This window comes from Enterobacter genomosp. S (assembly GCF_001631805.1).
GTDB lineage: Bacteria > Pseudomonadota > Gammaproteobacteria > Enterobacterales > Enterobacteriaceae > Enterobacter > Enterobacter quasihormaechei.
On sequence record NZ_LVVA01000012.1, the window covers coordinates 426232 to 450904 of the forward strand.

27 protein-coding genes are annotated in these 24673 nt (G+C 55.9%); 8 read left to right on the plus strand and 19 right to left on the minus strand.

Annotated elements, in window-relative coordinates:
• Nucleotides 1–90: 90 nt before the first annotated feature.
• Complete coding sequence (yfbR, locus tag A3466_RS09600; protein ID WP_063450391.1) at nt 91–690, plus strand: 5'-deoxynucleotidase; 600 nt, start codon at nt 91–93, stop codon at nt 688–690.
• Between the two features lie 77 nt (nt 691–767).
• Here yfbR and A3466_RS09605 read toward each other — a convergent pair whose 3' ends face one another.
• The 4 genes from A3466_RS09605 to yfbV form a co-directional block, all read right to left on the minus strand.
• Entirely contained in the window at nt 768–2600 is a 1833-nt protein-coding gene (locus A3466_RS09605) for an SLC13 family permease (RefSeq protein WP_063450392.1), read from the minus strand.
• A 75-nt stretch (nt 2601–2675) separates the two neighbouring features.
• Nucleotides 2676–3335 carry a sugar phosphatase gene (locus tag A3466_RS09610; RefSeq protein WP_063450393.1) on the minus strand — a complete coding sequence of 220 codons (660 nt, stop codon included), beginning with the start codon at nt 3333–3335 and terminating at the stop codon, nt 2676–2678.
• An 11-nt stretch (nt 3336–3346) separates the two neighbouring features.
• Nucleotides 3347–3841: a YfbU family protein gene (locus tag A3466_RS09615; protein ID WP_023617380.1), complete on the minus strand. Its 495-nt coding sequence runs from the start codon at nt 3839–3841 to the stop codon at nt 3347–3349.
• A 92-nt stretch (nt 3842–3933) separates the two neighbouring features.
• Complete coding sequence (gene yfbV / locus A3466_RS09620; protein ID WP_059312846.1) at nt 3934–4389, minus strand: terminus macrodomain insulation protein YfbV; 456 nt, start codon at nt 4387–4389, stop codon at nt 3934–3936.
• A gap of 336 nt (nt 4390–4725) precedes the next feature.
• Between yfbV and ackA the strand changes: the two genes are divergently transcribed.
• Both ackA and pta read left to right on the plus strand, forming a co-directional pair.
• Entirely contained in the window at nt 4726–5928 is a 1203-nt protein-coding gene (gene ackA / locus A3466_RS09625; RefSeq protein WP_063450394.1) for an acetate kinase, read from the plus strand.
• Between the two features lie 75 nt (nt 5929–6003).
• Nucleotides 6004–8145: a phosphate acetyltransferase gene (gene pta, locus A3466_RS09630; protein WP_063450395.1), complete on the plus strand. Its 2142-nt coding sequence runs from the start codon at nt 6004–6006 to the stop codon at nt 8143–8145.
• Nucleotides 8146–8257: 112 nt separating this feature from the next.
• Here pta and A3466_RS09635 read toward each other — a convergent pair whose 3' ends face one another.
• The 5 genes from A3466_RS09635 to A3466_RS09655 all read right to left on the minus strand — a co-directional run bounded on the left by A3466_RS09635 (nt 8258) and on the right by A3466_RS09655 (nt 12239).
• On the minus strand, nt 8258–9211 hold the full coding sequence (locus A3466_RS09635; protein WP_063450396.1) for a transketolase family protein: 954 nt from the start codon (nt 9209–9211) through the stop codon (nt 8258–8260).
• Nucleotides 9204–10034, minus strand: a complete 831-nt coding sequence (locus tag A3466_RS09640) for a transketolase (protein ID WP_063450397.1) — start codon at nt 10032–10034, stop codon at nt 9204–9206. The genes A3466_RS09635 and A3466_RS09640 overlap by 8 nt, the downstream gene beginning before the upstream one ends.
• On the minus strand, nt 10031–11422 hold the full coding sequence (locus A3466_RS09645; protein WP_063450398.1) for a PTS ascorbate transporter subunit IIC: 1392 nt from the start codon (nt 11420–11422) through the stop codon (nt 10031–10033). The genes A3466_RS09640 and A3466_RS09645 overlap by 4 nt, the downstream gene beginning before the upstream one ends.
• Before the next feature lie 21 nt (nt 11423–11443).
• Nucleotides 11444–11716 carry a PTS sugar transporter subunit IIB gene (locus A3466_RS09650; protein ID WP_063450399.1) on the minus strand — a complete coding sequence of 91 codons (273 nt, stop codon included), beginning with the start codon at nt 11714–11716 and terminating at the stop codon, nt 11444–11446.
• A 79-nt stretch (nt 11717–11795) separates the two neighbouring features.
• Nucleotides 11796–12239, minus strand: a complete 444-nt coding sequence (locus A3466_RS09655) for a PTS sugar transporter subunit IIA (RefSeq protein WP_063450400.1) — start codon at nt 12237–12239, stop codon at nt 11796–11798.
• 235 nt (nt 12240–12474) lie between these two features.
• Between A3466_RS09655 and A3466_RS09660 the strand changes: the two genes are divergently transcribed.
• Nucleotides 12475–13494, plus strand: coding sequence for a LacI family DNA-binding transcriptional regulator (locus tag A3466_RS09660; RefSeq protein ID WP_063450401.1), 1020 nt, complete (start codon nt 12475–12477; stop codon nt 13492–13494).
• Between the two features lie 3 nt (nt 13495–13497).
• Here the strand turns inward: A3466_RS09660 and yfcD are convergent, their stop codons facing one another.
• The 3 genes from yfcD to yfcF are packed head-to-tail and all read right to left on the minus strand — an operon-like array spanning nt 13498 to nt 15372.
• Nucleotides 13498–14064: an NUDIX hydrolase YfcD gene (yfcD, locus tag A3466_RS09665; RefSeq protein WP_063450402.1), complete on the minus strand. Its 567-nt coding sequence runs from the start codon at nt 14062–14064 to the stop codon at nt 13498–13500.
• 55 nt (nt 14065–14119) lie between these two features.
• On the minus strand, nt 14120–14671 hold the full coding sequence (gene yfcE / locus A3466_RS09670) for a phosphodiesterase (protein WP_063450403.1): 552 nt from the start codon (nt 14669–14671) through the stop codon (nt 14120–14122).
• 56 nt (nt 14672–14727) lie between these two features.
• Nucleotides 14728–15372, minus strand: coding sequence for a glutathione transferase (yfcF, locus tag A3466_RS09675; protein ID WP_063450404.1), 645 nt, complete (start codon nt 15370–15372; stop codon nt 14728–14730).
• 140 nt (nt 15373–15512) lie between these two features.
• On the opposite strand from yfcF, the gene yfcG reads away from it, so the two are divergent.
• The 4 genes from yfcG (at nt 15513) to A3466_RS09695 (ending at nt 18047) form a co-directional block, all read left to right on the plus strand.
• Entirely contained in the window at nt 15513–16142 is a 630-nt protein-coding gene (gene yfcG / locus A3466_RS09680; RefSeq protein ID WP_063450405.1) for a GSH-dependent disulfide bond oxidoreductase, read from the plus strand.
• A gap of 75 nt (nt 16143–16217) precedes the next feature.
• On the plus strand, nt 16218–16586 hold the full coding sequence (gene folX, locus A3466_RS09685) for a dihydroneopterin triphosphate 2'-epimerase (protein ID WP_003861432.1): 369 nt from the start codon (nt 16218–16220) through the stop codon (nt 16584–16586).
• A 13-nt stretch (nt 16587–16599) separates the two neighbouring features.
• Nucleotides 16600–17493, plus strand: coding sequence for a TIGR01777 family oxidoreductase (locus A3466_RS09690; RefSeq protein ID WP_063450406.1), 894 nt, complete (start codon nt 16600–16602; stop codon nt 17491–17493).
• 44 nt (nt 17494–17537) lie between these two features.
• Nucleotides 17538–18047: a GNAT family N-acetyltransferase gene (locus A3466_RS09695; protein ID WP_063450407.1), complete on the plus strand. Its 510-nt coding sequence runs from the start codon at nt 17538–17540 to the stop codon at nt 18045–18047.
• Nucleotides 18048–18134: 87 nt separating this feature from the next.
• Here A3466_RS09695 and hisP read toward each other — a convergent pair whose 3' ends face one another.
• From hisP to purF, 7 genes are all read right to left on the minus strand, one after another.
• Nucleotides 18135–18908: a histidine ABC transporter ATP-binding protein HisP gene (gene hisP, locus A3466_RS09700; protein WP_063450561.1), complete on the minus strand. Its 774-nt coding sequence runs from the start codon at nt 18906–18908 to the stop codon at nt 18135–18137.
• Nucleotides 18909–18917: 9 nt separating this feature from the next.
• Nucleotides 18918–19631: an ABC transporter permease gene (locus tag A3466_RS09705; RefSeq protein WP_063450408.1), complete on the minus strand. Its 714-nt coding sequence runs from the start codon at nt 19629–19631 to the stop codon at nt 18918–18920.
• Nucleotides 19628–20314 carry a histidine ABC transporter permease HisQ gene (locus A3466_RS09710; protein WP_006811404.1) on the minus strand — a complete coding sequence of 229 codons (687 nt, stop codon included), beginning with the start codon at nt 20312–20314 and terminating at the stop codon, nt 19628–19630. The genes A3466_RS09705 and A3466_RS09710 overlap by 4 nt, the downstream gene beginning before the upstream one ends.
• A gap of 88 nt (nt 20315–20402) precedes the next feature.
• A complete protein-coding gene (hisJ, locus tag A3466_RS09715; protein ID WP_063450409.1) occupies nt 20403–21185 on the minus strand; it encodes a histidine ABC transporter substrate-binding protein HisJ in 783 nt (260 codons plus the stop codon).
• A gap of 224 nt (nt 21186–21409) precedes the next feature.
• The gene (gene argT / locus A3466_RS09720; RefSeq protein WP_006811405.1) at nt 21410–22192 is read right to left on the minus strand and encodes a lysine/arginine/ornithine ABC transporter substrate-binding protein ArgT; all 783 of its coding nucleotides are present in this window, start codon (nt 22190–22192) and stop codon (nt 21410–21412) included.
• 290 nt (nt 22193–22482) lie between these two features.
• A complete protein-coding gene (locus tag A3466_RS09725) occupies nt 22483–23052 on the minus strand; it encodes a UbiX family flavin prenyltransferase (RefSeq protein ID WP_063450410.1) in 570 nt (189 codons plus the stop codon).
• Between the two features lie 89 nt (nt 23053–23141).
• Nucleotides 23142–24659, minus strand: coding sequence for an amidophosphoribosyltransferase (gene purF / locus A3466_RS09730; RefSeq protein ID WP_008502595.1), 1518 nt, complete (start codon nt 24657–24659; stop codon nt 23142–23144).
• Nucleotides 24660–24673 lie beyond the last annotated feature (14 nt).

A 24673-nucleotide genomic window follows, 5' to 3' on the forward strand; every position in this document is an offset into this window, starting at 1 on the left:
GCCTGCCCGGCCTGCACCATCCGCACATTTGCATCTTCCCTCCCCTCCCAGCACAATGAAGTCTGTCGCAGTGAAGACATAAGGTAACCTATGAGTCAGAGTCATTTTTTTGCCCACCTCTCCCGCCTGAAACTCATCAACCGCTGGCCGCTGATGCGCAACGTACGTACTGAAAACGTATCAGAGCACAGTTTGCAGGTTGCCATGGTCGCGCACGCGCTGGCCGCGATTAAAAACCGCAAATTCAACGGGCAGGTGAATGCCGAGCGTATCGCCCTGCTGGCGATGTACCACGACGCCTCGGAAGTGCTGACCGGGGATCTGCCCACGCCGGTAAAATACTTCAACTCACAGATTGCGCAGGAATATAAGGCCATCGAGAAGATTGCCCAGCAGAAGCTGATCGACATGGTACCCGAAGAGCTGCGCGATATCTTCGAGCCGCTGATCGACGAGAATCAGTACACGGATGAGGAAAAATCCCTGGTCAAGCAGGCCGATGCGCTGTGCGCCTACCTGAAATGTCTGGAAGAGCTGTCCGCCGGGAATAATGAGTTTCTGCTGGCCAAATCGCGCCTGGAGAAAACGCTGGAATCCCGCCGCAGCGAGGAGATGGACTACTTTATGCGCGTGTTTGTGCCAAGCTTCCATCTGTCGCTGGATGAGATTAGCCAGGATTCGCCGCTGTAGTTTTTCGCCCAGAGGCGCTGCGCTTGCAGGGCCTACGAATCACGTAGGCCGGGTAAGGCGTAGCCGCCACCCGGCGCTCAGAACGGGAATAACACCGGAATCAGCACCACGCATACCAGCATCACCAGCACGGTGAACGGCACGCCAATCTTCACGAAGTCGCTGAACTTATAGTTCCCCGGCCCCAGCACCAGGGTATTGACCGGAGAAGAGACCGGCGTCATAAACGCCGCGGACGCCGCCATCGCCACCATCATCGCAAACGGATACGGCGAAACGCCCATGGATTTCGCCATCGCCAGCGCAATAGGCGCCATCAGCACCGCCGTGGCGGTATTGGAGATGAACAAACCAATGGTGGCACACATGACGAACAGGCAAATCATCATCAGGTACGGGCCATATCCCCCGCCCGCATCCATCAAGCCTTTAACGATCAGATCGACCCCGCCGGTTTTCTGAAGCGCCAGGGCAAACGGCATCATCCCGACAATAAGAATAATGCTCGGCCAGTGAATCGCCTTGTAAGCGCTTTCGGCGTCGATACAGCGGAATTTGCCCATCAGCAGACAGGCAATAATCGCCGCCACCGGGTTAGGGATCTCGTCGGTCAGCATCAGCGCGACCATCAGCACCAGACAAAAAATCGCGTGGGGCGCCTGGCTGTGCGCCGGGGATGCATCGCTCTCTTCAATCGGCATATTCAGCACCACAAAGTCGCGGCCTTTCTGCCCGAGCTGGCTAATCAGCTTCCAGTTGCCGACCACGAGGAAGATATCTCCCAGCAGGATCGGCTCGTCCACGACCGCCCCTTCAAGGGCCACGCCATCGCGCTTCAGGCCCACCACGTTCAACCCGTAGCGGGTACGAAAGCCGATTTCGCGCACGGTTTTGCCCAATAATTCTGATTCGGGGATCAGTGAAACTTCGGCCATGCCCACATCCAGCGCCTGGTCGGAGAAATACTCTCCGCGCAGCACCATCGGTTCCAGCAACTTTTCGCTACAGAACTCCCGCAGATCCACGTCCGCAGTGGACATATCAATCAGCAGGACGTCACGCGCGCGGAACTCCGATACCCCGTTCACGTTAACGATCACCCGACGAAAACGACGCCAGCGCTCAACCCCGATGACGTTCGCGCCGTAGCGTTCGCGTAGCTTGAGGTCATCCAGCCGCTGCCCCACCATCGGCGACCCCGGGCGGATGGCCAGACGCCGGGCGCGCCCGGTCAGACGGTACTCTTTAATCAGATCGCGGAAAGAGCGCCGCTTCCAGCCCTCTTTGGCTTTGTCCTGCTTCTCCCCTTTCAGCGCGAAACGGGTCAGTAGCATATAGATAATGCCCATCACCAGCACCACCAGGCCGATCGGCGTGACGCTGAAAAAGCTAAATCCTTCAAGCCCCTCACGGATCAGCTCGCTGTTCACGACGAGGTTCGGCGGCGTCGCGACCAGCGTCATCATGCCGCTGATGAGCCCGGCGAAGCTTAACGGCATCATCAGCCGCGACGGAGAGATCTGCATTCTCATGCAGACGCTCAGCACTACCGGAATAAAGATGGCCACAACGCCCGTTGAGCTCATAAACGCGCCCAGCCCGGCAACCGTCAGCATCAGGTAAATCAGCATTTTGGTTTCGCTGCTGCCCGCTACTTTAACCAGCCACGCCCCCATCATCGTCGCTACGCCGGTGCGGACCAGCCCGTCGCCAATGATAAACAGGGCGGCAATCAGAATGACGTTGGGGTCGCTAAACCCGGAAAAGGCTTCCGGCAGGGATAGCGTACCGCTCAGAACAAACGCAACGATCACAAACAGGGCGACGGCATCCATGCGCACCTTGCCCGTAGCAAACAGAATGATGGCGATTAACAGCAGGCTCAGGACCCAAATCAGTTCACCGTTCACAACATGTCCTTGTCAGTGGAGAGAAGCCATTCTGCCATAAAAAAAGCCCCGGTAATGCGGGGCTAAATCATGGGATTACATTTTTAGCGAGACGGTTACGATTCCGTCAGAGGCCTTCGAGACGTCGATGGCGGTCAGGGTGTTAATCACAAAATCCGCCTCCTCCAGCCGGGGGGAACCCGCCGGCACGTTAACGGCAATGACGTGGCTCCCGGCATTCAGACCGGCCAGAACGCCTGCCGCCGCGTCTTCCACCACCACGCACTCCGCAGGGGCAAGGCCCAGCAGTTCAGCGCCGAGCAGAAACGCATCCGGTTCAGGCTTGCCGCGCTTCACGCGCTCAGCGGTAATGAACACGTCCGGCGTCGGTAAACCGGCCGCCTTATGACGGGCATGCGCGACGGGAATCGAGCCGGAGGTGACGATAGCCCACGGGATCTGCGCTTCATTCAGGTGCTCAAGCAGTTCGCGCGCACCGGGCAGCGCGGTAATGCCGTCGGTGTCGGTGGCTTCTATCTGCTCCAGATAGCTGAACTCCGCCTGAATTTCTTCCTCAGAACGTCCCGCCAGGAAGTGGCGCAATGAGGTAATGGCCTGTTTGCCATGGATAAAATTCAGTACGTCCTGATGGTCGATGCCGTGCCGGTCGGCCCAGTGGCACCATGAGCGTTCCACCACCGGCAGCGAATCCACCAGCGTACCGTCCAGATCAAACAGAAAACCTTTACACTGCACACGCACCTCCGTCAGGCATTAATGATTTGTTGAATTTCGTTGCTGCTTAAATGGTACTGACGCGGACAGGCGTGCCACGCGCTCAGCATACGTTGATATTTATCCCACATGGGAGTCTGGGCGTTGAAGCCGTGCGTACCCGCATCAAAATGGGTATAGCGCCCTTCGGTATTCACCATAAAGCGCACATAGCTCAGATAGCGCGCTTCCGTCGCGGCATCAAAGCCCAGGAATGTCACGCGGCGCTCGTCAATGGATTGCCGATCTTTCAGGTTGGTCCAGGACACATGCAGCGCGTGGTACATCTCCATGATGTCGATAACGATACGGCAGGTTTCCTCTTTCAGCTCGCCAAATTCGCGATCCAGTTCGCGCATTTGCAAGCCAAAGCCACGTTCGACAATGGTTTGCAGGCGGCTGTAGCGCGCAGCGTTATCGGGATCAAGCATAGTCATCATCTTGTACTGGTTAGACAAAATCAGACGTTGAGCATGGGTCATTTCCATCTTTCGACTCCTGTAGCGCATTGCACTGTAAAAAAAAGACACGGTAACTGACTGTTACTGTGCCTTCTTTTGATCGTCGTTTCGATGATCAATCACAAGTCATCGAGGAATGTTTTATCAAGCTGTTTAAACGCGCGCTTTAACGTGTCCGCCAGCGCCTGATAGTCCGGCTTGCCTTCAACCGGGGCGAGCGCCTGCCCGGCCTCCTCCAGTTTTCCACGCACTTCATAAAACCAGTGTAAAATAGAAGGCGGAAGTGGCGTGACGGAACGTTTGCCTAACCACCACAACCCCTGCATCGGCAGGCTTAGCGCAAAGAGCGCTGTCGCGACGGCAGGCCCAAGCTGTCCACCTAAAGCTATCTGCCAGCACAGGGTAAAGACGGCAACAGGAGGCATAAAGCGGATCGCATAGCGCGTGGCGCGGATGGTACGGTTCTCAATAAACATCGGTGCCAGGCGCTTTTCCATCGGCCACGTCTTAGCGTAATGCTGTCCCCGACGAAACAGACTAAAAAAATTTACGGACGGGATTTCGGGTGTCGACATGGCTGTACCTCAACTTCACATATAAAAATTAAAATTTTCGTGCAAAACCACAACAGGCTATGACAACGTTCAAAATATTTTGTCATCGCTACCCCGTATCGGGTATCCTGTGCCAGCCTGATAGGCCGTAGACGAGAAGCGTTAACTCGTCAAATTATCGCATATTATGCCATTGTCTGAAAAATGTTCAAAATGGCTTAAAATCATAGGTATTTCTTCCATCCTGCCAGAATGTTCGTTTGGCATGATGTTAATCATAAACGTCTGGGTCAGCTTGCGTTACGCTTTTAGGCTCATTGACGTTTTTTTAGCCACGTATCAATTATAGGTACTTCCATGTCGAGTAAGTTAGTACTGGTTCTGAACTGCGGTAGCTCTTCACTGAAATTCGCCATCATCGATGCGCTCAACGGTGACGAGTACCTCTCTGGTTTGGCCGAATGTTTCCATCTGCCTGAAGCACGTATCAAGTGGAAGATGGACGGCAGCAAACAAGAAGCGGCTTTAGGTGCAGGCGCCGCTCACAGTGAAGCGCTGAACTTTATCGTTAACACTATTCTGGCACAAAAACCAGAACTGTCTGCTCAGCTGACTGCGATTGGTCACCGTATCGTCCACGGCGGCGAAAAATACACCAGTTCCGTGGTGATTGACGACTCTGTGATCCAGGGCATCAAAGACTCTGCGTCTTTCGCACCGCTGCATAACCCGGCTCACCTGATCGGTATCGCTGAAGCACTGAAATCCTTCCCGCATCTGAAAGATAAAAACGTGGCCGTATTTGACACCGCGTTCCATCAGACCATGCCGGAAGAGTCTTACCTCTATGCCCTGCCATACAGCCTGTACAAAGAGCACGGCGTACGTCGCTACGGCGCACACGGCACCAGCCACTTCTATGTGACTCAGGAAGCCGCAAAAGTACTGAACAAGCCGGTTGAAGAAGTCAACATCATCACCTGCCACCTGGGCAACGGTGGTTCTGTTTCTGCTATCCGCAACGGCAAGTGTGTTGACACCTCAATGGGTCTGACCCCGCTGGAAGGTCTGGTGATGGGTACCCGTTCCGGTGACATCGACCCGGCGATCATCTTCCACCTGCACGACACTCTGGGCATGAGCGTTGACGACATCAACAAAATGCTGACCAAAGAGTCTGGCCTGCTGGGTCTGACCGAAGTCACCAGCGACTGCCGTTACGTTGAAGACAACTACGACAGCAAAGAAGACGCTAAGCGTGCAATGGACGTTTACTGCCACCGTCTGGCGAAGTACATCGGTTCTTACACCGCGCTGATGGACGGTCGTCTGGACGCGGTTATCTTCACCGGCGGCATCGGTGAGAACGCGGCAATGGTACGTGAGCTGTCCCTGGGCAAACTGGGCGTACTGGGCTTCGAAGTCGATCACGAGCGTAACCTGGCTGCCCGTTTCGGCAAGTCTGGCTTCATCAACAAAGAAGGCACCCGCCCGGCTATCGTTATCCCAACTAACGAAGAGCTGGTCATCGCGCAAGACGCGTGCCGCCTGACTGCCTGATTCCACACCGCCAGCAATGCTGGCGGTGCTGTTTTGTAGCCCGCCCAACGCGGCGGTAACGAAAGAGGATAAACCGTGTCCCGTACTATTATGCTGATCCCTACCGGAACCAGCGTCGGCCTGACCAGCGTCAGCCTCGGCGTGATCCGCGCTATGGAACGCAAAGGCGTTCGTCTGAGCGTCTTTAAGCCTATCGCCCAGCCTCGTGCCGGTGGCGATGCGCCAGACCAGACCACCACCATTGTGCGTAAGAATTCCAATCTTCCTGCGGCTGAACCGCTGAAGATGAGCCACGTTGAGTCTCTGCTCTCCAGCAACCAGAAAGACGTGCTGATGGAAGAGATCATTGCCAACTACCACGCTAACGCGCAGGACGCGGAAGTGGTGCTGGTTGAAGGCTTGGTCCCGACCCGTAAACACCAGTTTGCCCAGTCCCTGAACTTTGAAATCGCGAAAACCCTGAACGCAGAGATCGTTTTCGTGATGTCCCAGGGTACTGATACCCCAGAGCAGCTGAAAGAGCGTATCGAACTGACGCGCAGCAGCTTCGGCGGTGCGAAAAATACCAGCATCACCGGCGTTATCGTTAACAAACTGAACGCACCGGTTGATGAACAGGGCCGTACGCGTCCTGACCTGTCCGAAATCTTTGACGACTCATCCAAAGCGAAAGTTATCAAGGTTGACCCGGCTAAACTGCAAGATTCCAGCCCACTGCCTGTTCTGGGCGCGGTGCCATGGAGCTTCGATCTGATTGCCACCCGCGCAATCGATATGGCGCGTCACCTGAACGCTACCGTGATCAACGAAGGCGATATCAACACCCGCCGCGTGAAGTCGGTGACCTTCTGTGCGCGCAGCATTCCGCACATGCTGGAGCACTTCCGCGCAGGTTCCCTGCTGGTGACCTCCGCAGACCGTCCGGACGTGCTGGTTGCTGCCTGCCTGGCGGCGATGAACGGCGTGGAAATCGGTGCAATTCTGCTGACCGGCGGCTATGAAATGGACGCGCGTATCAGCAAGCTGTGCGAACGTGCGTTCGCGACCGGCCTGCCGGTCTTCATGGTGAACACCAACACCTGGCAGACCTCCCTGAGCCTGCAAAGCTTCAACCTGGAAGTGCCGGTTGATGACCACGAGCGTATTGAGAAGGTTCAGGAATACGTTGCGGGCTACATCGACGCAGACTGGATTGAATCCCTGACTGCGACCTCCGAGCGCAGCCGTCGTCTGTCTCCTCCAGCCTTCCGCTACCAGCTGACCGAGCTGGCGCGTAAAGCGGGCAAACGCGTGGTTCTGCCAGAAGGCGACGAACCACGTACCGTTAAAGCGGCGGCCATCTGTGCAGAGCGCGGTATCGCGACCTGTGTGCTGCTGGGTAACCCGGACGAGATCAACCGCGTTGCGGCGTCTCAGGGCGTTGAGCTGGGTGCTGGCATCGAAATCGTTGACCCGGAAGTGGTGCGCGAAAGCTACGTTGCCCGTCTGGTTGAGCTGCGTAAGAACAAAGGCATGACCGAAGCCGTTGCGCGCGAGCAGCTGGAAGACAACGTCGTGCTGGGCACGCTGATGCTGGAGCAGGACGAAGTTGACGGTCTGGTTTCCGGTGCGGTTCACACCACCGCGAACACCATCCGTCCACCGTTGCAGCTGATCAAAACCGCACCGGGCAGCTCTCTGGTTTCCTCCGTGTTCTTCATGCTGCTGCCTGAACAGGTTTACGTTTACGGCGACTGCGCGATCAACCCGGATCCAACCGCAGAGCAGCTGGCAGAAATCGCTATCCAGTCTGCGGACTCCGCAACTGCCTTTGGTATTGAACCGCGCGTAGCGATGCTCTCTTACTCCACCGGTACCTCTGGTGCAGGCAGCGACGTTGAGAAAGTCCGTGAAGCAACCCGCATTGCGCAGGAAAAACGTCCAGATCTGATGATCGACGGTCCGCTCCAGTACGATGCTGCCGTCATGGCTGACGTGGCGAAATCCAAAGCGCCAAACTCTCCGGTTGCAGGTCGCGCTACCGTGTTCATCTTCCCGGATCTGAACACCGGTAACACCACCTATAAAGCGGTACAGCGTTCAGCAGACCTGATCTCCATCGGGCCAATGCTGCAAGGTATGCGCAAACCTGTGAACGACCTGTCCCGTGGCGCGCTGGTTGACGATATCGTCTACACCATCGCGCTGACGGCGATCCAGTCTTCGCAGCAGCAGTAATGTTAAAAAGCCCGGTGGCGCTAGCGCTTACCGGGCCTACGGTTTTGTAGGCCGGATAAGCGAAGCGCCATCCGGCAAGAAAGGCGACCACGTAACCGGTCGCCTTTTTTTATTACAGCAGCTCCCGCGCCGCCGACACAATGTCATGCGCCGTCAGGCCGTACTCTTTTTGCAGGAAGTCCTGCGTGCCCACCTGGCCATAACGCTCCTTCACACCTACCCGACGCATAGGCACCGGACAGGTTTCCACCAGCACTTCCGCCACTGCCGATCCCAGCCCGTTATGAATGCTGTGGTTTTCGCAGGTCACAATACGCCCGGTTTTCTCTGCATAGTTTTTCACCAGCATCCGATCGATGGGCTTCAGGGTAAACATGTCGATGACCGCTGCGCTTACCCCCTCCTGTTCGAGCTGACGCGCCGCCTCCAGCGCTTCCGCCACCATGATGCCGTTGGCAATCAGGGTGATATCGCTTCCCTCGCGCAGCACGTTGCCCTTGCCGATGGTGAAGGTTGACCCAGGGGCATAGACGCTCGGCGCCTGCTTGCGGATGGTACGCACCCAGTAGAAGCCTTCCAGGTCGATAAGCTGACGCAGCACGTTCTCGAACATCACCGCGTCGGTCACCTCCAGCACCACGGAGTGCGCCAGACCGCGCACGATGCCCATATCCTCGAACGACATATGCGTCCCGCCGTTGTGGCAGGCCGTCACGCCCGCATCCGAGGCAATCACCTTCACGTTATTGCGCTGGTAGTCCAGGGACATAAACAGCTGATCGAAGCAGCGACGGCTGGCGAAGGCGGTAAAGGTGTGCACGAACGGCTTACGGCCGGTGAGCGACAGCCCGGCGGCCGTTCCGATCACGTTGGCCTCCATAATGCCGCAGTTGATGACGTGCTGTGGATAATCCCGCGCTACGCCGTCCATCGCCATCGAACTCATCAGGTCCGCCTCGAGCGCAACGATCTCGCTCCCGGCCTCAATCTGCCTGGCCACAAAGCCCGCGTAGACCTTACGCATCTCAACCGAATCTTTCTGTCCTGCCGGTGCAACCTTAATCATGTGAAGCCTCCAGTTGGCGAATCGTCTCGTTGAGCGCCGCTTTGCTCTCCTCGGTTAATCGCAGGTGATGCGAATTACTGAGCTGTTCCAGGTACGGCACCCCCTGCCCTTTGATGCTGTCGAGGATCACCACCCGCGGACGCGCATCGGCCTCAGGGATCGGTGAAGTCACCTTCAGCAGTGCCGGAATGTCATCCCCTTTGACCGTCACCACGTCAAAGCCAAAGGCGCGGAATTTGCCCTCAAGGTCGAAGGCACAGATGATTTCGTCCAGTTCACCGTCGAGCTGCTGTTTGTTCCAGTCCACGAACACGGTCAGGTTGTTCAGTCGATGGTGAGCGATAAACTGGAAGGCTTCCCAGCACTGGCCTTCGTTTAGCTCCCCGTCACCGACGATGCAGAACACGCGGTTTGGCCTTCCTGCCAGCTTGTGCGACAGCGCCATGCCGCCCGCAATCGAGATCCCCTGCCCCAGCGAACCGGTGGTGGCATCCACGCCGCGGGTTTTCAGGCGGTCCGGGTGGCTGGGCAGACGCGTTCCGTTCTGGTTCAGCGTGCTCAGCTCTTCAACCGGGAAGTAGCCCTTAATCGCCAGCGTGCTGTAGAGCGCCGGGCCCGCATGGCCTTTCGACAGCACAAAGTAATCGTGCTCTGGCCAGTCCGGGTCGGCCGGGTCTATTTTCATCACCGCGCCGTACAGTACCGCCAGCGTTTCAACGACTGACATGCTGCCGCCGTAGTGGCCAAAGCCCAGCTGCGTCAGGGATTTCAGGGTCTCAAGACGGATCTGACGCGCCAGTTCGGTTATCTCATTCTCATTCATGATTTGGCTCCGGGGTTTTCCTGCGCGTTACCGCCCGCAGGTTTGTTTTTAGCGAAGATGTTGTAAGCCACCAGCAGCGCGAACAACACAACAACCAGTCCGGTGATGGCAAGCGGCGACAGGAAGCGCGCAAGATTGCCGAGCACAATCCCGACCGCACCAAAATCAGCGTCCGAGAAGGTGGTATTCGCAAAGCCAATCGCGCCCAGAACAGGCAGCAGGAGTACCGGCAGGAAGGTGATCAGCAGGCCGTTGGCAAACGCGCCAATCATCGCCCCACGACGTCCGCCGGTGGCGTTCCCAAACACGCCCGCCGTCGCACCGGTGAAGAAATGCGGCACCACGCCCGGAAGTATCAGCACCCAGCTAAACTGGCCGCATATCAGCAAGCCCACAATTCCCCCGAGGAAGCTGAACAGGAAGCCAATCAGCACCGCATTAGGCGCATACGGGTAGACCACCGGGCAGTCCAGCGCAGGCCGCGCGTTCGGCACCAGTTTTTCAGAGAAGCCGGTAAAGGCCGGGACGATTTCCGCCAGAATCAGGCGTACGCCTTGCAGGATGATGAATACGCCTGCTGCGAAGGTGATCGCCATGATAATGGCGTACACCAGGTAGTTTTGCCCGCCGCTGAAGGTGGACTCCACGTACTCGCGCCCGGCGCTCACCGCCATGATCAGGTAGATAATCATCATGGTCAGGGAAATTGAGATCGAGCTGTCACGCAGGAAGCTGAGGTTCTTCGGCAGGTTCATCTCTTCGGTGGAGCGCGAGCCTTTGCCGACCCTGCTGCCAATCCAGCCGGACAGCACGTAGCCCAGCGTACCGAAATGACCGAAGGCGATCTCATCGTTGCCGGTAATACGCTTCATATAGCGCTGCGCAATCGCCGGGAAGAAGGCCATAATCAGGCCGAGGATCAGCGAACCGGTAAAGACCAGCCCTACTCCCTCGAAGCCTGCGACCGTCAGGATCACGCCGATCATGCACGCCATGTAGAAGGTGTGGTGCCCGGTCAGGAAGATATACTTCAGGCGGGTAAAGCGCGCGACGATAATATTCGCCACCATCCCGAAGGCCATAATTAGCGCAGTCGAGGCACCGTATTTTTCCAGGGCAATGGATACAATCGCTTCATTGTTGGGAATAATGCCCTGAATATTAAAAGCGTGCTCAAACATACCGCCTAACGGATTTAAAGAGCCTACCAGCACGGTGGCGCCACCGCCCAGTACAATAAAGCCAAGAATGGTTTTAATCGTGCCTTTTACCACATCAGAAAAGGCTTTTTTTTGCGCGACAAGACCAATTAAGGCAATTAACCCTACCAGGACTGAAGGGACTTTTAAAATATCAACAACGAAATTCAGCGTTTCAAGGATAAACATATCCACCTCGCCTAATCAGGATTATTGTCTTTCGAACCAGGCGCGCAGCTGCGCTTCGAGTTCGTTGATATCGATAATATTGTTGATGACCACCAGCTGGCTTTCCGGCACGCTGGCGCTGGCCGCAATGTCTTTCGCCATCACAAACAGGTCCGCCGCGCCCGGCGTGGCCGAGGAGAGGTCGGAGTGTTCCACCTCGGCCTCAACCTCCAGTTTTTTGAGCACCTTTTTAATATTCATTTCGACCATAAAACTGCTGCCCAGGCCGGAGCCGCAAATAGCCATAATTTTCATTGTTATCCCCTTTTTTGAGTAGAGTACGTCCCATCACGCTGGCGCGTAATGTTGAGATGAAACGGATTAAAAAATTAAATCAGAAGCGGTCGATGATGATTTTTATCTCCTCCAGCGTGTTCGCCCGGTGTAATTCAGCCATATCCTCGTCGCTGGAAAATAATTCCGCTAACGCCGAAATCATTTCGATATGACTATGTTTGTCCGGCGCCGCCAGCATTACAATCACATCGACGGGGTCAAACTCACCGGCACCAAAAGAGACGCCCTGTTTCAGTTTTAATAAGGACAGACCGAGACCTTTCGCCCCCTCTTCCGGCCTTGCATGCGGCATTGCCAGGCCGGGAGCCAGTACATAGTAGGGTCCTAGCGCGTGGTGCTGCTCGATGATCGCCGTGACGTATTCCGGCACAATCACCTGCAAATCCAGCAGCGGTTTCGCGCAAAGTTCCAGCGCCTGAGGCCAGTTTTCAACGCTATCCTGTAGCGTTATGGTTGTATCATATATCCACTTTTTGAGCACTTTTCACTCCCGCTAAAGCCCAGACATGGGCAAACTCTATTCAACCCATCAATCAATGACTGCGATCGCGATCACAAAGATAGCGCTACCAATGACTAACATGCAGAACTGTGATAGCGCTATCAATTTGCTATCATGGTGTGAAATCACAGCAAAAAAAGGGATTTAAGGCGTATACTGCCTGTCACGTAAAATAAGGATGAAACTGACTCACGGCCTGTCAGCAGGAAGATGTATGTCTTTAACCCGAAAACGCCGTAGTACCGGAAAAGTAACGCTCGCGGATGTCGCGCAGCTTGCCGGCGTAGGCACGATGACCGTTTCCCGTGCTCTCCGCACGCCCGAACAAGTTTCCGATAAACTGCGTGAAAAAATTGAAGCTGCGGTGCAGGAGCTGGGTTACATGCCCAATCTTGCCGCCAGCGCCCTGGCATCTGCGTCGTCATGGACGATTGCGATGGTTGTTCCCAATCTTTCCGAAGCTGGATGTTCCGAGATGTTCGCCGGGCTACAGCAGGTGCTCCAGCCTGCGGGCTACCAGATCATGCTGGCGGAATCTCAGCACCGGCTTGAACAGGAAGAGAAACTGCTCGAAACGCTGCTGGCATCGAACATCGCCGCGGCGATATTGCTCAGCGTTGAACACTCCGATACCGTGCGGCACTGGCTTAAAAACGCCTCTATCCCGGTGATGGAAATGGGTGCGATGCGTGCCGATCCGATTGATATGAATATCGGGATTGATAATGTCGCCGCCATGTATGAACTCACAGAAATGGTGATCCAGCGCGGCTACCAGAATATCGGCCTGCTGTGTGCCAACCAGGAGCAGTGGATTTTTCAGCAGCATTTGCAGGGCTGGTACAAGGCGATGCTGCGCCACCACATGTCGCCGAACAGGGTGATTAATGCCGCCATGCCGCCAAACTTCTCTACCGGCGCGGCGCAACTGCCCGAGTTCCTGCTGGCGTGGCCAGAGCTGGACGCGCTGGTGTGCGTGTCCGATGAGCTGGCCTGCGGCGCGCTGTATGAGTGCCAGCGTCGGCGCATCAAAGTGCCGGACGATTTAGCGGTGGTGGGCTTTGGCGATAGCGACGTCAGCCGCGTCTGTCAGCCGCCGCTGACGACGATGGCGGTGCCGCATCGCAAGATTGGTATTGAAGCCGGGAAAGCGTTACTGGAACGACTGAACGACGGGGGCTGGCGCGACCATAAGCCCATCGCGTCCAGCCTGTGCCTGCGGGAAAGCTGTTGAGGCTTACTCAGCCTCTTCCTCTTTCTCCGCTCTATTTTCCGGTTTAGCGGATTCGTTTTTGGCGTTGCGGGTCATCCACAGCGCCAGTGCTTTTAAGGAATCCGGCGTGAACTCGTCGCAACGCGCGGTGATCTCTTCCGGCGTCATCCAGCTGACTTCGCTCACTTCCTCTTCCTGCAAGGCGAAAGGCCCATGGGAAACGCAGCTAAACAGCCCGCCCCAGACGCGGCAATGCTCATCTTCAAAATAAAACTGGCCGTGCTCGGCAAACGGCACGCCAGCGATACCTAACTCTTCTTCCGCTTCACGACGCGCGGAATCCAGCAGCACTTCATCGGCCTGCACGACGCCACCCGCTGTGGCATCCAGCATACCAGGAAGAAAATCTTTGGTGTCGGTGCGACGCTGAACCAGAATCTTGCCCATGCCGTCATGAACAACGATGTACGTCGCGCGGTGACGCAGACGCTCCGCACGCATTTGTTCGCGGCTGGCCTGCGCGATCACTTCATTTTCTTCGCTGACAATGTCAACCCATTCAGTACTTGCCAAATGATTCTGCTCCACCATCGGGAAACCTTCTCGTCTAAGCGCTCTTTCGGCGCGTTTGCAGTTGAGGTGTAACTTACGGATTAATCGCTATCTGTGCAATAACTTGCTGATCATTAAGTGCTATAACGCTTAATGTACCATCTTCGTACATGCCATAGCTTGCCGGGTAACCGCCCTTTGGAATGCTGACGGACCCGGGGTTGAAGTAATAAATGCCTTCACGTTTTTCCGCCACCGAAATATGAGTATGGCCAGAAACCAGGACATCGCCAGCAGCGAGTGACGGCAGGTTATCCGGGCCGAACAGGTGCCCATGGGTCAGGAACAAACGGCTGTTTTCCATCAGCACCTGCTGCCAGGGAGCGGTGATGGGAAAGTGCAGCAGCATCTGGTCAACTTCACTGTCACAGTTGCCGCGCACGGCAATGATGCGCGAAGCGTGCTGATTCAATTTTTCCGCCACCTGCGCCGGGGCATAGCCTTCCGGCAGCGCATTGCGCGGGCCATGGTTTAATACATCACCCAGGATGACCAGCCATTGCGCCCCGCTTTGGGCAAACAGCGAAAGCACGCGTTCGGTCGCGGGCAGCGATCCATGGATATCCGACGCAAACATCAGTTTCATCAGTTACTCCTCCGACAATCAGACTGCCCCTATCATACCTCAAGCGCCCCGTCCGATCAGCCCGCGCGCTTAGCGGAGAGTGCCACATAGCGCTGCACCGAGGCGCGTTGCCACTGGAACCCGGCATAATCCACCAGCAGCTGCGGGACGGCATCCCCGTTGAGGATCAGGCGATTGAGCATCAGCGCCAGATCGGCGTCGGCAATACACCACTCGCCAAACAGGTTCGGACTGCCGTGAGCCAGCAGCGAGGAGGCCGTCTCAATCAGCTTTTGCGCGCTGGCTGCTCCCTCCGCGCTGAGCGCCGGCTTTTTGACGCCGGCGAAGACCACGTCCGTGGAGCGCTCGACGCGAATCGGCACCAGATCGCTGCGCAGCCACGCCTGGATCTGACGGGCGCGGGCGCGCTTTTGCAAATCGTGAGGATAGATGCGTTCCCACTCTGGCGGAGCAAAGCGATCTTCCAGGTACTCGTCAATCGCCGAGGATTCGCTCAGCTCAAAGCCGTCAATCTCCAGCACGGGAACCCGTCGGGTAAGCGCGTAGCCCTGCCACTGGGGCTTCAGATGTTCGCCGCTGTCCAGGTCAATAGTTTTCAGACTCACGGCGAGCCCCTTTTCAGCCAGCGCCACGTAAACGCTCATAACATAAGGAGAAAAGAAGTTCGCATCGGACCACAACGTTATTACAGGCTGGCTCATGACATCCTCATTAACTGATTGGTTTTCACTCAACATATAATCTCTTTGCCTCGCTGTCACCTGATGAAAACTCACGATTTTCTGCCAGCACCTATACTGTTTTTTCATGGCAACACTCTTCACACTGACAGGAGTTGAGAATGATCGATCTCTATTATGCCCCCACCCCGAATGGCCATAAGATCACCCTCTTTCTCGAAGAAGCCGAAGTGGAGTACCGGATCGTTCGCGTGGATATCAGTAAAGGGGACCAGTTCCGCCCCGTTTTTTTGGCCATATCGCCCAACAATAAAATTCCGGCCATTATTGATAACCTGCCCTCTGACGGCGGCAAACCGTTAAGCCTGTTTGAGTCCGGAGAGATATTGCTCTATCTGGCGGAGAAAACCGGCAAGCTCCTGAGCGGTGAACTGCGCGAGCGTCACCAGACCCTTCAGTGGCTATTCTGGCAGTCAAGCGGCCTGGGGCCCATGCTGGGGCAGAACCACCACTTTACCGCCTATGCGCCGCAGACTATCCCTTACGCCATTGAGCGATATCAGGTCGAAACCCAGCGTCTGTACGGTGTTCTGAACCGTCGGCTGGAAAAATCACCGTGGCTCGGTGGTGAGCATTACAGCATCGCCGATATCGCTTGCTGGCCATGGATTAACACCCACGAACGCCACCGGATCGACCTGGCCTCTTATCCGGCGGTGAACAACTGGTTTGAGCGCATCAGGACCCGACCGGCCACCGAACGCGCGATGCAAAAAATCCATCAGATTTGAGCCTGCGCCCCGTTGGGTACAGGTGTTCTCCTCATGTATGATGAGGCAGAAATACTGACACGGAGAAGACCTGCAATGTCCCAGCATGACGCTATTATTCGTATAAAAAACTTACGCTTACGCACGTTCATCGGTATTAAAGAGGAGGAGATCGCTAATCGCCAGGATATCGTGGTGAATGTGGTGATCCATTACCCGGCAGACAAGGCGCGCGCCAGCGAGGATATCAACGACGCGCTGAACTATCGCACGATCACCAAAAGCATCATCCAGTACGTTGAGAACAACCGTTTTGCGCTACTGGAAAAATTAACTCAGGATGTGCTCGATATCGCACGCGAACACCACTGGGTCACTTATGCTGAAGTAGAGATCGATAAACTTCACGCCCTGCGCTACGCCGACTCCGTCTCGATGACGTTAAGCTGGCAGCGCCAGGCGTAAACCTGGAGGTTGTATGAAGATTCTGCTCACCGGCGGTACGGGCCTGATTGGTCGCCATCTCATTCCACGCTTGCAGGCGTTGCATCACGACATCACCGTGGTTACGCGCAGTCCGGATAAAGCCCGTCAGGTGCTGGGTGCCGGCGTTGAGATCTGGAAAGGCCTGGCGGAACGGCAGAATCTGGACGGCTTTGACGCCGTCATTAATCTCGCGGGTGAACCTATTGCCGATAAACGCTGGACCGAAGAGCAAAAGCAGCGTTTATGCAGCAGCCGCTGGAACATGACCGAAAAGCTGGTTGAGCTGATTCGCAACAGCGAGACGCCGCCTTCGGTGCTGATTTCCGGTTCTGCTACAGGCTACTATGGCGATCTTGGTGAAGTGGTGGTGACCGAAGAGGAGCCACCGCACAACGAGTTTACCCATAAACTCTGCGCCCAGTGGGAGCGTATCGCCTGCGCGGCGCAGAGCGATAAGACACGCGTCTGCCTGCTGCGCACCGGCGTGGTGCTTGCCCCGAAAGGCGGTATCCTCGGTAAAATGCTGCCGCCGTTTAAAATGGGGCTTGGCGGTCCTATCGGTAACGGACGGCAGTATCTGGCGTGGATCCATATCGACGATATGGTCAACGGCATTCTCTGGCTGCTGGATAACGACCTGCGCGGGCCGTTTAACATGGTGTCTCCGTATCCGGTACGTAATGAGCAGTTTGCTCATGCTCTGGGTCATGCCCTGCATCGCCCGGCGGTGCTGCGCGTGCCTGCAACGGCGATTCGGCTGCTGATGGGTGAATCGTCGGTGCTGGTGCTGGGCGGCCAGCGCGCGCTGCCAAAACGGCTGGAAGCGGCCGGATTTACGTTCCGCTGGTATGATTTAGAAGAGGCGCTGGGGGATGTAGTGCGGTGAATATGTTACAGTCATACGCCATGTCTGGATGATATGGCGTAACTATGGCAACCCTCACCACAACCCGGCTTCACCTCTCTCCTTTCAAACCCTCTGACTGGGCGTTCTTCCGCTCACTGCGTGAAGATCCCACCGTCATGCGCTACATGGCTGCCATCACGCCGGAAAAAGAGACGCGCCGCGTATTTGCCGCACGCCTGATGGCGGAGCATGTCTTCGTGATCCGTCTGCATAATGACGATACGCCGCTCGGAGATATCGGGCTGCAAATCAGCGCGGCGAACCGTGAAGAGGCGGATATTGGCTATACCGTGGTGCCTGCCGCGCAGGGAAAAGGTATTGCCAGCGAGGCGCTGCATGCGATATGTGATTACGCCTTTAACCAGATCGGCGTGAAGGCGATTAATGCGTATGTACTGGCGGATAACGGCGGTTCGGTACGCGTGCTGGAGAAGGCCGGTTTTGTGCGCACGCAGGTGCTGGAGAAGGCATACGAGATTAACGGGGTGCGGTATGACGACTGGGTGTACCGGCTGGAGCGTGTTGCGCCCTGAATGCGTGGCGGCGGCCTACGGTTTTTGTAGGCCCGGTAAGCGAAGCGCCACCGGGCGATTAAGCTGCACCGCCGTATGATGCCCTCTTTATTTCAGAGATCCCTTCAGGAACTGCTGCAAGCGGGGGCTTTGCGGGTTCGCCAGCACCTCGTCAGGATGCCCCTGCTCCTCAATTTTGCCCTGATGCAGGAAGATAACGTGGTTCGAGACGTTACGGGCGAAGCCCATCTCATGCGTCACCACCACCATCGTTTTGCCCTCTTCAGCCAGCTTCTGCATGATGCGCAGCACTTCGCCAACGAGTTCCGGGTCCAGCGCGGAGGTCGGTTCGTCAAACAGCAAAACTTCCGGCTCCATCGCCAGCGCGCGGGCGATGGAGACGCGCTGCTGCTGACCACCTGACAGGTGCACCGGGTACTTGATCTGCTGACGCTCGTCAATACCTACTTTCGCAAGGTATTTCACCGCACGCTCGCGGGCCTCTTGCTTGCTTAAGCCGAGCACCTGAACCGGCGCTTCCATCACGTTCTCCAGCACCGTCATGTGGCTCCAGAGGTTGAAGTGCTGGAATACCATCGTCAGGCGCGTACGCAGCAGGCGCAGCTGGTTTTTATCCGCCACTTTAAGCTGCCCATCTTTATCGCGAATCATATTAATGTTCTGTCCGCTCACCACAATCGAACCTTCGCTCGGCTTTTCGAGGAAGTTGATGCAGCGCAGGAAGGTACTTTTACCCGAACCTGATGAACCGATAATACTGATCACGTCGCCCGCGTTAGCTTCCAGCGACACCCCTTTCAGCACTTCATGTTCGCCGTAGCGCTTGTGCAAATCAATTACGTTTAATTTGTTCTCAGCCATCATAAATTCTCAGTGCGTCGACGGTTTTATATGCTGCAACCAGCGTTTTTCAGCCTTACGGAACAGGCTGATCAGGACGTAAGAAATGATCAAATAGAGCACTGCCGCAATGCCAAACGCCGTAAACGGCTGATAGGTCGCAGAGTTAATATCGCGCGCAATCTTTAACAGATCCGGTACCGTGGCGGTAAAGGCCAGTGCCGTTGAATGCAGCATTAAAATCACTTCGTTGCTGTACGCCGGCAGCGCAATACGCAGCGCTGAAGGCAGAATAATACAGCGGTAAAGCTTCACGGAGGAGAAGCCGTACGCGCGCGCCGCCTCGATCTCTCCGTGCGGCACGGAACGAATGGCACCGGCGAAGATCTCGGTGGTATAGGCGCAGGTATTGAGCGTCAGCGCCAGCACCGTACAGTTCAGGCCGCTGCGGAAGAACGCGTTCAGCATCTCGGTGCCTTTCACGATCTCAAGCGTGTACATCCCCGAATAGAACACCAGCAGCTGTACGTACAGCGGCGTACCGCGAAACACGTAGGTAAACAGCCAGATCGGGAACTGGATAAATTTATTGTTCGACACGCGGCCAATGGCCAAAAACACCGCCAGAATGCCGCCCATTACTACCGAGGAAATCAGCAGCCACAGCGTGATCGCCACGCCCGTGAAGCGGTAGCCGTCCGTCCACAGCAGGGATTTCCAGTACTCCTGAATAATATCAATCACAGGTCAGCCCTCTTCACACCCACGGAGTAGCGACGTTCGAGCAGAAGCAGCACACCATTGGAGACGGTCGTAAAGACCAGATAAATCACGCCGCAAACCACCGCAAAGTAGAACGGTTCCCAGGTGCTCTTACCCGCCAGCTGCGTGGCCTTCACCACGTCTTCCAGACCCAGCAGGGAGACCAGCGCCGTCGCCTTGAGAATAACCTGCCAGTTGTTGCCGATACCCGGCAGCGCGTAACGCATCATGGCCGGGAACATGATCCGGCGAAACGTTTGTGAGGAGGTAAAACCGTAGGCAGTCGCCGCTTCAATGTGTCCCTTCGGCACGGCCATGTACGCGCCGCGAAAGGTCTCGGTGAAGTAGGCGCCGTAGATAAAACCAAGGGTGATGATACCGGCCACCATCGGGTCGATATCGATCTGATCCATGCCGATGGCGTCCGTCACGCCGTTGAGCGCGATTTGCAGGCCGTAAAAGATCAGCAGCATCAGCACCAGGTCAGGCACGCCGCGAATCAGCGTGGTATAGCCTTCAAAGATCAGCGCCAGCGGTCTGTTGGCGGATAACTTTGCCCCCGCGCCCGCCAGGCCTATCAGCACCGCCAGCACCACGGAGCTGATGGCCAGCTCAAGGGTGACAAGCGCGCCCTGTAAAATAACGCCAGAAAATCCGTACAGCATACCGCGTGCCCTGTCGTCTCGTGAGTGGTGGAACCGTGTCTTTTCCCCTCCCGCAAGGGGAGGGGCCGCACGTTATCAGACGGGGCGATTAGCCGCCGTAGACGTTAAAATCGAAGTACTTTTTCGCCAGCTTGTCGTAGGTGCCGTCCGCGCGCATCTCGGCGAACGCTTTGTTCAGGGCTTCACGCAGTTCGTTGTCTTCTTTACGCAGGCCCATACCGGTGCCCACCCCAAAGAGTTTTTCATCCTTAATGGACGGACCGCCAAACTTGTAATCTTTACCCACAGGCTGCTTCAGGAAGCCTTCGCTTGCCGCCACTTCATCCTGGAATGCGGCATCAATGCGGCCTGCCGTCAGGTCTGCGTAGATATTTTCCTGGCCCTGATAAGAGACAATTTCAATGCCCTTAGGCGCCCAGTGCTCGTTGCCGTAGATTTCCTGCGTGGTCCCCTGCAACACGCCTACGCGCTTGCCTTTCAGAGACTCAAGGGTTGGCTGAATGTCAGAGGATTTCGCCACCACCAGACGTGAATCAGCCGCGTAGAGTTTGTCGGTGAAGGCAATCTCCTGCTGACGTTTTTCAGTGATAGAAAGGGAGGACATGATCACGTCGATTTTTTTCGCTTTCAGGGACGGGATCAGCGCATCCAACGGGTTTTCAACGTAGGTACATTGCGCTTTAATGCGTTTGCACAGCTCGTTAGCCAGATCGATGTCAAAACCGACCAGTTCCCCCTTCGCATTCTTCGATTCAAAAGGGGCATAGGTTGGATCAGTTCCAATACGAATTTTCTGCGGAATTGCTGCGAATGCCGCGGTGGCGCTGGAAAAGGCCAGTACCAGAGAAAGTGACAACACCAGTTTTTTCATATCTGTCCTCAACAAACTGTCTTAATACGAGATTTTACGACCACGGGGTGCCGTTAATGTGCCATTAATTCCCTCATTCAGGCAAAGATTAATGCCTCTGAACGGGAATTTTTGCATTTTGAATGCTTAACTATGCACACAGCGATCCAATACGGTGCACTCTCCGCACCATACTGGAACATTAGCTCGTGGGATGCACCACATCAGTGCACCCCGTTCAGGCATTAATCACCGTAGACGTTGAAATCGAAGTATTTCTTCGCCAGTTTGTCGTAGGTACCGTCTTTACGCAGCTCGTTAAACGCTTTGTCGAAGGCGGCTTTCAGCTCGGTATCATCCTTACGCAGGCCAATACCGGTGCCGTCGCCAAAGTATTTCTTGTCTTTAACCGACGGGCCAGCAAAGGCGTACTCTTTACCCGCTGGCTGCTTCAGGAAGCCTTCGCTCGCGGCAACTTCATCCTGGAACGCGGCATCCAGACGGCCCGCCGCCAGGTCAGAGTAGATCAGATCCTGGTTCTGGTAGGCGACCACATCGACGCCCTTCTCGCGCCAGTTGGCGTTCGCGTAGCCTTCCTGGGTTGAGCCCTGAAGCACGCCAACATGCTTACCTTTCAGCGAGTCGATAGTCGGCTGGATTGGAGAGCCTTTAGCGGCAATCAGACGTGAATCGGCAGCGTAGAGCTTCTCAGAGAAGGCGATCTCCTGCTGACGTTTTTCCGTGATGGAGAGAGAAGAGATAATGGCATCAATTTTCTTGGCTTTCAGCGACGGGATCAGCGCGTCAAAGTCACTGCCCACCCATGTGCACTTCACTTCCATGCGTTTGCACATCTCATTTCCCAAATCGATATCAAACCCCACGAAATCGCCCTTCGCATCTTTGGATGAGAATGGCGCGTAGGTTGCGTCTGTACCGATACGAACCGTCTGTGGAAGCGCTGCATAGCTGCCTGCTGCTGCACTCAAGCCCACGAGCAAAGACAGAGCCAGAACCGTCTTCTTCATACATTTACCCTCAAGAACCGTGATTTTATTATGGTTTATGTTGTGTGTTGTGTTGCAGGCTGCTCTTGCAGGTCTTATGCCACATTGTCGTCGGGTCAAGACTACGACGTTAAATATGTTAATAAAACGTTGCGATACTGCCTTAATGGTGAAAGATAGCAGGTCTGCCGAACGAACCGGAAAGAGAAAAAGGGAAAAAGCGAATTAAATGTCGAGGATATGATCGCGGTTGCAGATTTGCCCTGAAACAGGGCAAATTGGCTTTTCATGCACCCTGGTTGTGCACGGCTTCACGTCCCCTGCCAGCGGACAAAGAGATCTTCAGGCAGGTCAATATCGAACTGATCCAGTACGCGGTTAACGGTCTGATTGATGACATCGTCCAGCGTCTGCGGGCGATGATAGAACGCAGGAACCGGGGGCATAATCACGGCGCCCAGTTCGGCTGCCTGCGTCATCAGGCGCAGATGTCCCAGGTGCAGCGGGGTTTCGCGCACGCACAGCACCAGAGGGCGACGCTCTTTCAGCACCACGTCTGCCGCACGCGTCACCAGCGTGTCGGTATAGCTGTTTACAATGCCGGAAAGGGTTTTGATCGAACAGGGTAAAATAACCATGCCGGCCGTTTTAAACGAGCCTGAAGAGATGCTGGCGGCAATATCGCGAGCATCGTGCACAACGTCAGCCAGGGCCTGAACGTCGCGCAGAGAGAGATCGGTTTCAAGAGAGAGGGTCTGGCGCGCCGCCTGGCTCATGACCAGATGAGTTTCTACGCCTGCAACGTCACGCAGCACCTGTAACAGCCGGACGCCGTAAATCGCGCCGCTGGCGCCGCTGATCCCTACAATGAGTCGTTTCATGATTTTTGCCCTTGCTGATTTCAGGGCAGACTGTGCAGGATTTTACGGGGAGTTGCAAGTGAGGGCGAGCGCCCTCACTTGCACAGGCATCAACCTTCGTTATGCATCTCTAAGCTTTCGAGATCGTTTTGCAGCTGGACGGCTTTCGCATCGTCGTTACGCAGCGAATCAAGGTAGTCGAGATACTGCTGGTCAACGTCTTTCGTCACGTAGATCCCATTGAACACCGAGCATTCGAACTGCTGGATGTCCGGGTTCTCGGCGCGCACCGCGTCGATCAGATCGTTCAGATCCTGGAAAATCAGGCCGTCGGCCCCGATGATCTGACGGATTTCGTCCACTTCACGACCGTGAGCAATCAGCTCGTTGGCGGTTGGCATATCAATACCGTACACGTTCGGGAAGCGGATTTCCGGTGCCGCAGAGGCGAGATACACTTTCTTCGCGCCGGCTTCGCGCGCCATCTCGATGATTTGCTCAGACGTCGTGCCGCGCACGATGGAGTCATCCACCAGCAGCACGTTCTTGTCGCGGAACTCGGCACGGTTAGCGTTGAGCTTGCGACGTACGGACTTACGGCGCAGCTGCTGGCCCGGCATGATGAAGGTACGGCCAACGTAGCGGTTTTTCACGAAGCCCTGACGGTACGGCTTGTCCAGAATGCGGGCGATCTCCAGCGCGATGTCGCAGGAGGTTTCCGGAATCGGAATAACCACATCGATGTCGAGATCGTCCCACTCGCGGGCAATCTTCTCGCCCAGCTTCGTGCCCATGTTGACGCGCGCGCTGTAAACGGAAATCTTGTCGATGAACGAGTCCGGACGAGCGAAGTAGACGTATTCGAACAGGCACGGGTTGCTCACCGGGTTGTCGGCGCACTGGCGGGTAAACAGCTGGCCCTTCTCGGTGATGTAAACCGCTTCGCCCGGCGCAACGTCACGCAGGAACTCGAAGCCCAGCGTATCCAGCGCCACGCTTTCGGAGGCCACCATGTATTCAGAACGGCCATCGCCGAGGTCGCGCTTGCCAAGCACCAGCGGGCGGATCCCGTTTGGATCGCGGAAGGCCACCATGCCGTGACCAATAATCATCGCCACGCAGGCGTACGCGCCGCGGATCTGGCGGTTCGTCGCGGCAACGGCGGCAAAGATGTTATCGGCTTCCAGCGGGTAATGGCGGAAGTTATCCAGCTCGCTGGCAAAGATATTGAGCAGGATTTCAGAATCAGAGGTGGTGTTAATGTGGCGACGTTTCTCTTCAAACAGCTTTTTACGTAGCTCGTGGGCATTGGTCAGGTTGCCGTTGTGGGCAAGCGTGATGCCATACGGGGAGTTAACATAAAAAGGCTGAGCCTCAGAGGCGCTGGAACTGCCAGCAGTAGGATAACGAACGTGACCGATCCCCATATTACCTTGCAGACGCTGCATATGGCGGGCTTCAAACACATCGTTTACCAGGCCGTTCGCCTTACGTAAACGGAAGCAGTTGTTTGCATCAATGGTGATGATACCCGCAGCATCCTGCCCACGGTGCTGAAGCACCGTTAACGCGTCATAAATCGACTGGTTTACCGGCATGAAACCGGCGATACCGACAATACCGCACATTCGTCTTTTCCTCG

Coding starts and splice junctions, on each gene's coding strand:
- argT (WP_006811405.1), bottom strand. CDS start 22,192: ATGAAGAAGACGGTTCTGGCTCTGTCTTTGCTCGTGGGCTTGAGTGCA.
- yfcG (WP_063450405.1), top strand. CDS start 15,513: ATGATCGATCTCTATTATGCCCCCACCCCGAATGGCCATAAGATCACC.
- hisJ (WP_063450409.1), bottom strand. CDS start 21,185: ATGAAAAAACTGGTGTTGTCACTTTCTCTGGTACTGGCCTTTTCCAGC.
- yfcE (WP_063450403.1), bottom strand. CDS start 14,671: ATGAAACTGATGTTTGCGTCGGATATCCATGGATCGCTGCCCGCGACC.
- A3466_RS09695 (WP_063450407.1), top strand. CDS start 17,538: ATGGCAACCCTCACCACAACCCGGCTTCACCTCTCTCCTTTCAAACCC.
- A3466_RS09635 (WP_063450396.1), bottom strand. CDS start 9,211: ATGATTAAGGTTGCACCGGCAGGACAGAAAGATTCGGTTGAGATGCGT.
- folX (WP_003861432.1), top strand. CDS start 16,218: ATGTCCCAGCATGACGCTATTATTCGTATAAAAAACTTACGCTTACGC.
- A3466_RS09645 (WP_063450398.1), bottom strand. CDS start 11,422: ATGTTTATCCTTGAAACGCTGAATTTCGTTGTTGATATTTTAAAAGTC.
- A3466_RS09725 (WP_063450410.1), bottom strand. CDS start 23,052: ATGAAACGACTCATTGTAGGGATCAGCGGCGCCAGCGGCGCGATTTAC.
- yfbV (WP_059312846.1), bottom strand. CDS start 4,389: ATGTCGACACCCGAAATCCCGTCCGTAAATTTTTTTAGTCTGTTTCGT.
- A3466_RS09710 (WP_006811404.1), bottom strand. CDS start 20,314: ATGCTGTACGGATTTTCTGGCGTTATTTTACAGGGCGCGCTTGTCACC.
- yfbR (WP_063450391.1), top strand. CDS start 91: ATGAGTCAGAGTCATTTTTTTGCCCACCTCTCCCGCCTGAAACTCATC.
- A3466_RS09615 (WP_023617380.1), bottom strand. CDS start 3,841: ATGGAAATGACCCATGCTCAACGTCTGATTTTGTCTAACCAGTACAAG.
- yfcD (WP_063450402.1), bottom strand. CDS start 14,064: ATGGTGGAGCAGAATCATTTGGCAAGTACTGAATGGGTTGACATTGTC.
- A3466_RS09690 (WP_063450406.1), top strand. CDS start 16,600: ATGAAGATTCTGCTCACCGGCGGTACGGGCCTGATTGGTCGCCATCTC.
- hisP (WP_063450561.1), bottom strand. CDS start 18,908: ATGGCTGAGAACAAATTAAACGTAATTGATTTGCACAAGCGCTACGGC.
- A3466_RS09660 (WP_063450401.1), top strand. CDS start 12,475: ATGTCTTTAACCCGAAAACGCCGTAGTACCGGAAAAGTAACGCTCGCG.
- ackA (WP_063450394.1), top strand. CDS start 4,726: ATGTCGAGTAAGTTAGTACTGGTTCTGAACTGCGGTAGCTCTTCACTG.
- yfcF (WP_063450404.1), bottom strand. CDS start 15,372: ATGAGCCAGCCTGTAATAACGTTGTGGTCCGATGCGAACTTCTTTTCT.
- A3466_RS09650 (WP_063450399.1), bottom strand. CDS start 11,716: ATGAAAATTATGGCTATTTGCGGCTCCGGCCTGGGCAGCAGTTTTATG.
- A3466_RS09640 (WP_063450397.1), bottom strand. CDS start 10,034: ATGAATGAGAATGAGATAACCGAACTGGCGCGTCAGATCCGTCTTGAG.
- purF (WP_008502595.1), bottom strand. CDS start 24,659: ATGTGCGGTATTGTCGGTATCGCCGGTTTCATGCCGGTAAACCAGTCG.